Origin of the sequence: Vibrio sp. 10N.261.55.C5, from assembly GCF_041470505.1 — a bacterium.
Lineage (GTDB): Bacteria > Pseudomonadota > Gammaproteobacteria > Enterobacterales > Vibrionaceae > Vibrio > Vibrio crassostreae_C.
This window is the reverse complement of sequence record NZ_JBFRMS010000077.1, coordinates 1-391: the sequence shown is the minus strand read 5'-3', so window position 1 is coordinate 391 and position 391 is coordinate 1. Positions and strand designations below refer to the sequence as shown.

Sequence of the window (391 nt, the reverse complement as noted above, 5' to 3'; positions counted from 1 at the left end):
TAGCACTTAAGCAGGACGCGTATAATACGCTTTCCACTTTGAAAGTCAACATAAAATACTAAGAAAACTTAGAACTCTATGGTGACTTGTCTATTTAATAGACAAAGTCGAACTTTTGTCTTCACTTTTAAAAAAGTGAAAATAAATTTGGAGCCTGGCGATGTCCTACTCTCACATGGGGAAGCCCCACACTACCATCGGCGCTATTGTGTTTCACTTCTGAGTTCGGCATGGAATCAGGTGGGTCCACAATGCTATGGTCGCCAAGCAAATTTTGCTTTTACTTTCAGCTTTTTTAAAAACTGAAGGCAAAATAATCTGGAAAACTGATTTAAAAGTTTTTCTCTTCAAACTCATTCAAGGTCTGGTATATCTGAGTCCACAAAACCCC

The 391-nt window shown here is 38.4% G+C and carries 1 rRNA gene; it reads right to left on the bottom strand.

From position 1 onward, the window contains the following. Window positions 1–152 precede the first annotated feature (152 nt). A 5S ribosomal RNA gene (gene rrf / locus AB4263_RS22255) occupies window positions 153–268 on the bottom strand. Window positions 269–391: the final 123 nt, after the last annotated feature.